The organism is Treponema bryantii (genome assembly GCF_900113965.1).
Classification (GTDB): domain Bacteria; phylum Spirochaetota; class Spirochaetia; order Treponematales; family Treponemataceae; genus Treponema_D; species Treponema_D bryantii_A.
Map to the genome: position 1 here is coordinate 242,437 of NZ_FORI01000006.1, position 9,503 is coordinate 251,939.

The 9,503-nt window shown below is 42.6% G+C and carries 7 protein-coding genes and 1 rRNA gene; 7 read left to right on the forward strand and 1 reads right to left on the reverse strand.

What is annotated here, in order from left to right; translation table 11 throughout:
• The first annotated feature begins 22 nt into the window (after positions 1–22).
• The 6 genes from BM161_RS09370 (at position 23) to pgmB (ending at position 8,370) form a co-directional block, all read left to right on the forward strand.
• On the forward strand, positions 23–1,402 hold the full coding sequence (locus BM161_RS09370) for an ABC transporter substrate-binding protein (protein WP_074932098.1): 1,380 nt from the start codon (positions 23–25) through the stop codon (positions 1,400–1,402).
• Positions 1,403–1,473: 71 nt separating this feature from the next.
• On the forward strand, positions 1,474–2,349 hold the full coding sequence (locus BM161_RS09375; protein ID WP_074932100.1) for a carbohydrate ABC transporter permease: 876 nt from the start codon (positions 1,474–1,476) through the stop codon (positions 2,347–2,349).
• 2 nt (positions 2,350–2,351) lie between these two features.
• A complete protein-coding gene (locus BM161_RS09380) occupies positions 2,352–3,227 on the forward strand; it encodes a carbohydrate ABC transporter permease (RefSeq protein WP_074932102.1) in 876 nt (291 codons plus the stop codon).
• A 3-nt stretch (positions 3,228–3,230) separates the two neighbouring features.
• Positions 3,231–5,567: a glycoside hydrolase family 65 protein gene (locus BM161_RS09385; protein ID WP_074932104.1), complete on the forward strand. Its 2,337-nt coding sequence runs from the start codon at positions 3,231–3,233 to the stop codon at positions 5,565–5,567.
• Positions 5,564–7,726, forward strand: coding sequence for a glycoside hydrolase family 65 protein (locus BM161_RS09390; protein WP_074932107.1), 2,163 nt, complete (start codon positions 5,564–5,566; stop codon positions 7,724–7,726). The genes BM161_RS09385 and BM161_RS09390 overlap by 4 nt, the downstream gene beginning before the upstream one ends.
• Positions 7,714–8,370: a beta-phosphoglucomutase gene (gene pgmB / locus BM161_RS09395; RefSeq protein ID WP_074932109.1), complete on the forward strand. Its 657-nt coding sequence runs from the start codon at positions 7,714–7,716 to the stop codon at positions 8,368–8,370. The genes BM161_RS09390 and pgmB overlap by 13 nt, the downstream gene beginning before the upstream one ends.
• 17 nt (positions 8,371–8,387) lie before the next feature.
• Here pgmB and ybaK read toward each other — a convergent pair whose 3' ends face one another.
• Positions 8,388–8,870 carry a Cys-tRNA(Pro) deacylase gene (gene ybaK / locus BM161_RS09400; RefSeq protein WP_074932134.1) on the reverse strand — a complete coding sequence of 161 codons (483 nt, stop codon included), beginning with the start codon at positions 8,868–8,870 and terminating at the stop codon, positions 8,388–8,390.
• Positions 8,871–9,214: 344 nt separating this feature from the next.
• Between ybaK and BM161_RS09405 the strand changes: the two genes are divergently transcribed.
• Positions 9,215–9,503 (forward strand): 16S ribosomal RNA (locus BM161_RS09405); the annotation flags it as partial.

The window sequence follows — 9,503 nt, forward strand, 5'->3', positions numbered from 1 at the left end:
AAGATTTTTCAGGAGGAATATTATGAAAAAATCTATTGTGGTTGCCTGTATGGCACTGGCTCTTGTTAGCTCAGTTTTTGCAGCAAGCAAGAAAAAATCAAAAGATGCTAAATCAATTAAACTTGGTATCTGGCCTGAAGATACTCTTACTGCAGACATTGCTATGCACGAAGAGTATGTAAAAACCTTCAATACCTTCTTCCCGGATATTACAGTTGTTCCTGCATATTACAAGTATGCTACAGATAACTTTGTTCCACTTGCTTCAAGCGGACAGCTTCCAACAATTTATGACACATGGTTTACAGAGCCACAGAAGATTATCAATCAGGGCTTTGCAAAAGATATCACAAAAGAAGTAAAGGAGCTCGGCTGGGACAAAAAGATGAACCCTGGCGTACGCGACCTTCTTTCAAAGAACGGAAAGATTTACGGTGTACCACGTGACGCTTACGCTCTTGGTCTTATGATCAATGTTGATCTTTTCAAGCAGGCTGGCCTTGTAGACAAAGACGGTCTTCCAGACTATCCAAAGACATGGACTGACCTTGCAGAAAAAGCAAAAATTATCAAAGAAAAAACAGGAGCTGCAGGACTCTGTCTTCTTGCAAAAGATAACGCAGGTGGCTGGCACTTCACAAACATTGCCTGGGACTTCGGTGCAGTATTCGAGGTACAGAAGAAGGGTAAGTGGGTTGCTCAGATTGATACTCCTGAAGTTGCAGCTGCATTCCAGTATGTAAAAGATCTTAAGTGGAAGTACGACGTACTCACAGCTGATCCAACAAACGAAGACTGGGGAACAGGCTTCCGATCGTTAGGAACAGGTGTTGCTGCTATGTACATTGCTGCACAGGATGCAGTTAATCAGCCAACACAGGTAAACGGTCTTCCTGTAACAAGCCTTGCTCTCGAGCCACTTCCTGCAGGACCAAAGGGACAGTACTCACTCATGGGTGGTACACCATACATGTTCTCACCAACAGCAACAAGCGAACAGGTAAAGGCATGTCTCAAGTATCTTGAGATTATGGGTAAGTCTCCTTCAGTTTCAAATGAAGCAATTGCAGGTATGTCTGCAGATGCAGCTAACCGCATGAACGAAGGTATTCCTGTAATTCCACCATTCCCAGCATGGAGTGATGCAGCACTTGAAGCAGCTCGCGATAAGGCAGAAAAGCCATACCGCAACGTAGATATGAGACTCTATCAGAACTACTACGACATGGTTCAGAAGAGCGGAAACGTTAAGAGCGAAGAGCCAATGTGTGCGCAGGATCTGTATGCAGAACTTACAAAAGTTTTGCAGGCTGTAATTACAGACAAGAATGCAGATATCCCATCACTTTTGAAGAAAGCTCAGAAGAACTTCCAGAGCATCCTTGATTCAGAAGTAAACTAATCTGCTAATTCAAAAATAAAAAATGGAGTTGTCCGGATACGGCCCGGACAGCTCCATTAAGTGAGGAAAATATGAAAAATAAATTCTGGCAAAAGAATATATCCGGCTGGCTTTTGATGCTGCCAAGTGTCATTTTGTTCGGCTTTTTTGTCTGGGGACCTCTGGTTTCCTGTATCCGAATATCTCTTTATTCTGCCCAGGGTGTAAACTTAAATCAGTTCGTAGGCTTTAAAAACTACATAAGGGTTTTCAAGCATCCGGACTTTCTTCCGGCACTCAAGAATACTTTTTCATATACTCTCTGGTCATTATTAATCGGCTTCCTCGTGCCAATTATTCTGGCCCTGTTTATCAGCGAAATCAGACGGGGAAAAAGTCTTTTTAAGGTTGGCGTTTATCTGCCAAATATCGTACCGGGCATGGCAATGGTTTTGATGTTCAGCTTTATCTTTAAGCCTGGTGCAAACGGAATCTTAAATGTATTCCTGAATAAAATGGGGCTTCCGGCTTTGGGCTGGCTTACAAATCCAAAACTTACAAAGCCTCTGATTATCATTTCACTTACCTGGAAAGGTGCGGGCGCAACAGCCCTTCTATATATCGCAGGTCTTCAGGGAATAGACCCGGAGCTTTATGAAGCAGCAATTATTGATGGAGCGGGCATCTGGAAAAGAATCCGCTACATCACTTTGCCTTGCATTTACAATCTTGCACGTACACTGCTCATTCTTCAGATTATCTCGGTTTTCCAGATTCTGTATGAACCGCTCGTAATGACAAACGGTGGACCAAACAATGCATCAATTTCAATCATGCAGCTTATGTACCGTTTCGCATTTGAAAAATACGACTATCCAAAGGCAAGTGCCGTGGCTGTAATAATCTGTATCATTCTTGCAGCCCTCACAGTTGCCTATAACAAACTGAATAAAAAGAAGGATTTCTAACTATGGAAAATAAGAAAGAATCATATACAGGTGTTATTAGAGATTTTGATATGAGGCACATGAGTGTGAAAATCATCTATTACATGGTTTTCGCAGTTTGTGCAGCAATTCTGATTGTTTGTATTTTTCCGTTTGTCTGGACCATACTTTCAAGCTTCAAGACAATCAAGGAGTTTGCAAGCGAACCGAATATCATACCTCATCAGTTTCAGATTTCAGGCTTTGTAAAAACCTGGACATCGCTCAAGTTCGTAAAATATTACATGAACTCTGCCATCTCAGTTTTGGGAAGCATAGTCTGCGCCATCCTTTTTAATGGCCTGTTCGGCTATGTAATGGCAAAGGTAAAACCATACGGTTCAAAGTTTTTTGAAATGCTCGTAATGTGGGGACTTTTGATTCCATCAACAACAAGCATTGTTCCGCTGTTCATGAACCTTTCAAAGATCGGGCTCACCGGAACCTTTATTCCGCTCTGGCTTGCAATGGGAGCCAATGCCTTCTACGTAGTTTTGTTCAAAAACTTTTTCGATTCAATTCCGGCTTCATATATTGAGGCTGCAACAATCGACGGAGCGGGAAACATCCAGATCTTTTTTAAGATTGTAGTTCCGCTTTCAAAATCAATCATCATGGTTGTAGGGCTTTATGCAATCACTGCAGCCTGGTCAGACTTTTTGCTTCCGTTCCTGCTTTTGCAGAACACACAGTTTGAAACAGTAATGGTAAAGCTGTTCTCACTCATGCGTGGTGCAAAAATAAATGATGTAGAAATGCTGCGGGCAATTGTATTTGCAATCATACCGCCGGTAATTCTGTTCATCATTTTCCAGAAGCAGATTACACAGGTAACAATTCAGTCTGGAATTAAGGGGTAAAAAATGGGAAAGTATGCAGACATATATCTTAAGGGTGATGCCTGGAATATCATAGAAGAGGGCTTCAGTGCAGAACACAGCGAAGTTTCCGAATCAATTTTTTCGCTTGCAAATGAATTTACAGGAGTGCGCGGATTTTTTGATGAAGGCGTTTCAGAAAATTATTCTGATGAAAAAGTTGCAAGCCTTCGCGGAGTTTATTTCAACGGAATGTACGAAGTTGAAAAAACAGAAGGAACCGCATATAGGGGAATTGTTCAGCACACACACTTTATGATTAACTCGCCAGACTGGCTCTGGACAAAAATAATTTTAGATGATGAAGAAGTTCAGATCACAAAAGAAAACACAAGTGAGTTCCTTCGCATTCTGGATATGCGTCACGGAAAACTTGTGCGAAGCTTTGTGTGGACTTCCAAAACCGGAAAAAAACTGCGCCTTGTTTTTACAAGAATTCTTTATATGGATGTTCCGAATTATGCCTGGCAGAAAATTGAATTTCAGCCGCTTAATTTTTCGGGCAGCATAAAAGTAATTTCTGCGTGCGACCTTGCACCGGTTCATCAGAGCCGCCAGAAATGCTACTGGGATTTTGTAAAAGAAATCAGATTCAATAATTCAGAAACGCTTCTGGTAAAAACAAAAACAACCGAGCAGAAACTCTGCATCAGCACTTCCTGGGAACACGATGCAGACATAAAAGAAGATTATTATTCTGAAGGAAAGATTTTTGGAAAAGCCTTTACGCTTGAGCTTACTGAAAAGAAAATCACTTCACTTGTAAAACGTGTCTGCTTTGTAATTGATAAATCAAATAAATATCTTGCAGAGGAACTGATTCAAAAAACTTCCGAAGCTGCCATTGCGCAAAAAAAACTTACCTATGCACAGGCAGAATATAATCAGGCCTCTTACTGGAAAAGAGTGTGGGACTACAGCGACATTCAGATTGAAGGTGATGATTTAAATCAGCAGGGAATTCACTTCTGTATTTTCCAGATGAATCAGACCTATCACGGAATCGCAGATTCAGACAATATCGGCGCCAAGGGGCTCACCGGCGAAGCTTACAACGGTCATGCCTTCTGGGATACAGAAACCTACTGTCTGCCCTTCTATCTTTATTCAAATATTAAAGCGGCCCGTAAACTTCTGGAGTTCCGTTACAGCACTCTGGAGCAGGCAAAGGCCCGCGCTAAAATGCTGGACTGTAGCGGTGCCTGTTATCCGGTTGCAACTTTAAATGGTGATGAAGCCTGTAACCTTTGGCAGCACGCAAGCCTTCAGTTCCAGCCGAGTAGTGGAGTAGCTTACGGAATTGCGCATTACTATGCACTCACCGGTGACAAGGATTTTCTCTATGGTCACGGAATCGAAATGCTTATAGAAATCAGCCGTTTCCTTGCGGGCCGAGGAGCCTGGAATCAGGATCACACAGGCTTTGGTTTTTACGCAGTTATGGGGCCAGATGAATTTCATATGATGGTCAACAACAACGCGTACACAAACTATATGAGCAAAAAATCTTTTGATTTTACGTTGAACGTTCTACGTAAAATGCAGGAAGAAAGCCCGGAATTGTACAAAAGGGTAGTGGAGAAAACAGGCTTTACAAAAGAGGAAGAAGAAAACTTAAAACTCTGTTCAGAAAAAATGATTATTCTTTTTGATGAAAAGAAAAAACTTTATGAACAGCACGAAGGATATTTTACTCTTCCACATATCGACGTAAATAAAATTCCTGTAGAAGATTTTCCTCTTTACGGCCACTGGTCTTATGACCGCATCTATCGTACCGACATGATTAAGCAGCCGGATGTTCTCATGTTCTGCTTTTTGTATCGCTCAGAATTCAGCCGCGAAGTGCTCAAGGCAAATTACGAATATTACGAGCCAAAGACAATTCATGAGTCATCGCTCTCGCCTTCGGTGCATTCAGTTCTTGCCTGCGATTTGAAAAAGATTGATGAAGCGCAGAAGTTCTTCGGTTTTGCAACACGACTGGATCTGGATAACTATAACCGTAATACGAGGGAAGGTTTGCATACTACGAGTATCGCCGCCGCGTGGATTAATATTGTCTTTGGGTTTGGCGGACTTCGTTCCGATCCAGACCTTCAGGAAAATCTTTCAATTGCGCCCGTTCTTCCTTCAACCTGGAAATCATACACCTTCAGATTTGTTTACGAAGGCTCTCTTGTCTGCGTAAAAGTATGCGGCAATGAAGTTGTTGTAAACGTTGCAGAAGGCGAGCCTGTAAATCTGAACGTCTATAATAAGAATTATAAGATTTCAGAAGTGCCGCTTTCAATTCCAATGGAAACGGAGGCTTCTGTATGAACCCTTGGGAAATTGAAGATTCCGGTATTTCAGAGGAAAGCGTAATTCAGAATGGAAACCGCATGTTCTGCGGCAACGGCTTTATGGGCTACCGCGGAACTGTGGATGAAGCAGATAAGTCTTCCATGACCGGCCTTATTGTAAACGGCATATACGACCGCCAGGGAGACAAGTGGAGGGAGCCGGTTAATTTTCCAAACCCTCTTTTTATTCAGCTCAGCTTTGAAGGGCAGCCGCTCACACTTAAATCAGATTCGCTGAACTCTCATGTCCAGAAGCTTAATTTTCGTTACGGAATCTTTTCGCGAAAAACTCTCTGGAATTGTAACGGTGCAGAACTCACTGTAGAAAGTGAACGCTTCCTCAGTATGAGTGAAAAAAATATTTTGTGTCTGCGTTATAAAATCACTTCGAACAAAGACATCACTCTTGGAATTATTCAGAAGATTGATGAAGAAGTTTATGACGCAAATGGTCCTCATTTTAAGATTGAAAAAAAATCAGATGTTGGAGAAGGGAAGTGTGGTGAAATCCTTATGTGCCGCACTCTGGAAAAACAGCTTCCTTTCGCTGTTGCTCGTATTTCAGATTTTTGCTCAGACACAATAACCTTAAAAGCTGCAGTGCCTCAGATTATAACTGTGTATGCTGCAGTTTTTACAAATCTTGATGAAAACAACAGCCCCATGGCTCCGGTGCCTGTAGAACAGTTTGCCTCCATTTCTGTTCTACAGGCAGAAAAAGCCGGCTGGGAAACTCTTCTTCAAAATCACAAAAAAGCCTGGGATAAAATCTGGGAAGATGGAGATGTGGTTATAGAAGGCGATGAAGAGGCCCGGCTTGCACAGAAAAATCTGCGCTACAGTCTTTATCATCTTCAGAGTATTGCTCCCCGTGGAAGAAAAGCCCTCTCGATTCCTGCCCGCGGACTTTCCGCGCAGACCTACAAGGGGGCCGTTTTCTGGGACACAGAGCTTTTTATTTTTCCGTATTTTCTGTACACCCAGCCCGAGCTTGCCTGTGAGTTTATTGAATACAGAATCAAAACTCTTGAAGGTGCAAAACGCAAAGCTGCAGCCTACGGTTACGAAGGTGCCTTTTATGCGTGGGAAAGTCAGGAAGATGGAGATGATGCCTGTTCAGATTACAACGTAACAGACGTCTTTACAAAACGCCCCGTGCGCACTTATTTCCGTGACAAGCAGATACACATAAACGCCGCAATTGTTTACTGCATCTGCCAGTATGTGGAAGTTACCGGCGATACTTTAATCCTGCAAGAAGGTGGCCTTGAAGTAATTTTTGAGTGTGCAAAGTTTTATATTTCGCGCTGCATCTATATGCCTCTCAAAGACCGCTACGAGGTTCATGATGTAATTGGTCCGGACGAATATCATGAACGTGTAAACAACAATGCTTACACAAACAAGATGATTTTGTTTACGTTGCAGAAGGCCGTGGAGTTTGCGGAGCAGCAAACAGAAACTTCGCCGAGCCCCGCGTCGCACAGTTTTACAAAATATATCCCCCTCGCAAAAGACATCTGTAAAAAACTTTACATTCCTTCTCCGAATGCCCAGGGACTTATCCCACAGTTTGATTCTTATTTTGATATGGAAGACTGCTCTCTGGAAACCGTGCGCTCCCGACTTCTCGATCCAAAAGAATACTGGGGCGGCGCCAACGGAGTTGCTTCTCATACTCAGATAATCAAGCAGGCAGACACAATCGTAATGCTAAATCTGTTTGATAAAGATTATGACAGCGCAGTCTTAAATGCCAATTATGATTATTACAATCCACGTACAGAACATGGCTCTTCGCTCAGCGCCTGTATGTACGGAATGGTTGCCTGCAAAACTGGCCGCCTCAAAGACGCAGAAGAGTTTTACAAAAAAACAAGCTGCGTAGACATAAGCGGAAATTCCAAACAGTGGGCTGGTCTCATCTATATTGGCGGAACCCATCCCGCAGCTCAGGGTGGTAGCTGGATGATGGTAGTCTACGGCTTCTGCGGCTTTTCAATCAGAGAAAACAAAATCCAGATTAAACAGAATCTGCCAGCCGCCTGGAAAAAGGTGAGCTTTACCGCAATGGTCGGCAAAGAAAAATATCAGGTAAACGTCACCAGGGAAGGATACGAATTATGCAGAAAATAAAAGGTGCAATTTTTGATTTAGACGGTGTGCTTGTTGATACGGCAAAGTATCATTATCTTGCATGGAAAAAACTAGCAAATAAACTCGGCTTTGATTTTTCAGAAAAAGATAACGAAAAACTCAAAGGCGTTAGCAGAACTCGTTCGCTGGAAATTCTTTTAGATATCGGAAAAGTCCAGGCAGACGAAAATCAAAAATCAAAATGGGCAGAAGAAAAAAATGAATGCTATGTTGAATATCTCAAGAAGCTTGATTCAACAGCCCTGCTTGAAGGAACAACAGATTATCTGAACACCCTTCATGCAGAAGGTGTAAAAATCTCGCTCGGCTCTGCAAGTAAAAACGCGCCGCTCATTTTGTCGCAGCTGAATATAAATAATTATTTTGATGCAGTGATAGACGGAAACAGCATTTCAAAAGCAAAGCCAGATCCGGAAGTTTTTTTACAGGGCGCAAAAGCCTTAGGACTTAAGCCTTCTGAGTGTGCAGTTTTTGAAGACTCTCTTGCCGGAATCCAGGCCGCAAAAAAAGGCGGAATGATTGCCGTGGGGGTTGTTGGCGAAGGGGACAAAAAAAATCTGCCCGGCGCAGACTTCTACGTAAAAAGCCTGGGCGAGGCAGAACGTTCAGGTTTGTTCATTTAAGCCTTGGCCGGGAAGGTCTAAAGCTCTAAGTCCACTACAGTAGCCTCCGTAGCGCGGATCAAATCATCAGGTTTAATTTTAATCTGAACGCCGCGCTGCCCGCCGCTAATACAAACGCGGTCATGCAAAATTATAGTCTCATCAATAAAAGTGCGGAACTTCTTTTTCATTCCAAGCGGAGTACAGCCTCCGCGAATGTAGCCTGTGAGCCCAAGAAGTTCTTCAGGTTTTACCGGCCCAATCTCCTTGCAGCCGGCAGCCTGTCGTGCCTTCTTAAGATTTATCTCACTAACCGCACTCTGACAGAACACGCAGATTTCCTTAGTCTCAGTGCGCATTACAATCGTCTTAAAAACAGTCTCAGGTGCCACGCCAAGTTTTTCAGCCATGCGGCCTGCAGCCCCGCGCGCAAGTTCGTGCTCGCCGTCATCTTCATATTCAGCAGCCTCGTATTCAATACCAAGCCCATCAAGAATTCTCATTGCGTTCGTCTTTTTCATAAGCATTATAGTAACAAAAAAAATATTTAAAAAAAAGTGAAAAATTTTTAATTTTTTTATAAATTCCTGTTGACAACTTTTTATCAAATCTATATATTAAATCTCACCTTCGCAACACTGAGTTGCGAAAACAAAACAGTTTTTTGACATAACAGGGAAGGAAAGAATAGAACGAATAAGGTTCTAAACAAAATAAGCGAGAAATCGCTAGGTTTTGTTCTGATACTCAATTGACTACATTTTGTCAGTTTTTTACTAAACTGAACCAAAATCAATTTCAACTAATATAATAGTTAGAATTGAACTGTTTATGTGAAATCATTAGCCTTCGGGCTATTGAAATAATCATGGAGAGTTTGATCCTGGCTCAGAACGAACGCTGGCGGCGCGTCTTAAGCATGCAAGTCGAGCGGTAAGATTGGTGCTTGCACTAATCCTAGAGCGGCGGACTGGTGAGTAACGCGTGGGTGACGTACCTTCGTGACGGGGACAGCTCCTAGAAATAGGAGATAATACCGGATACGCTGTATGTTGTCAGAGGACATACAGGAAAGGATCTTTTGATTCGCACGGAGAGCGGCCCGCGTACTATTAGCTAGTTGGTGAGGTAACGGCCCACCAAGGCAACGATAG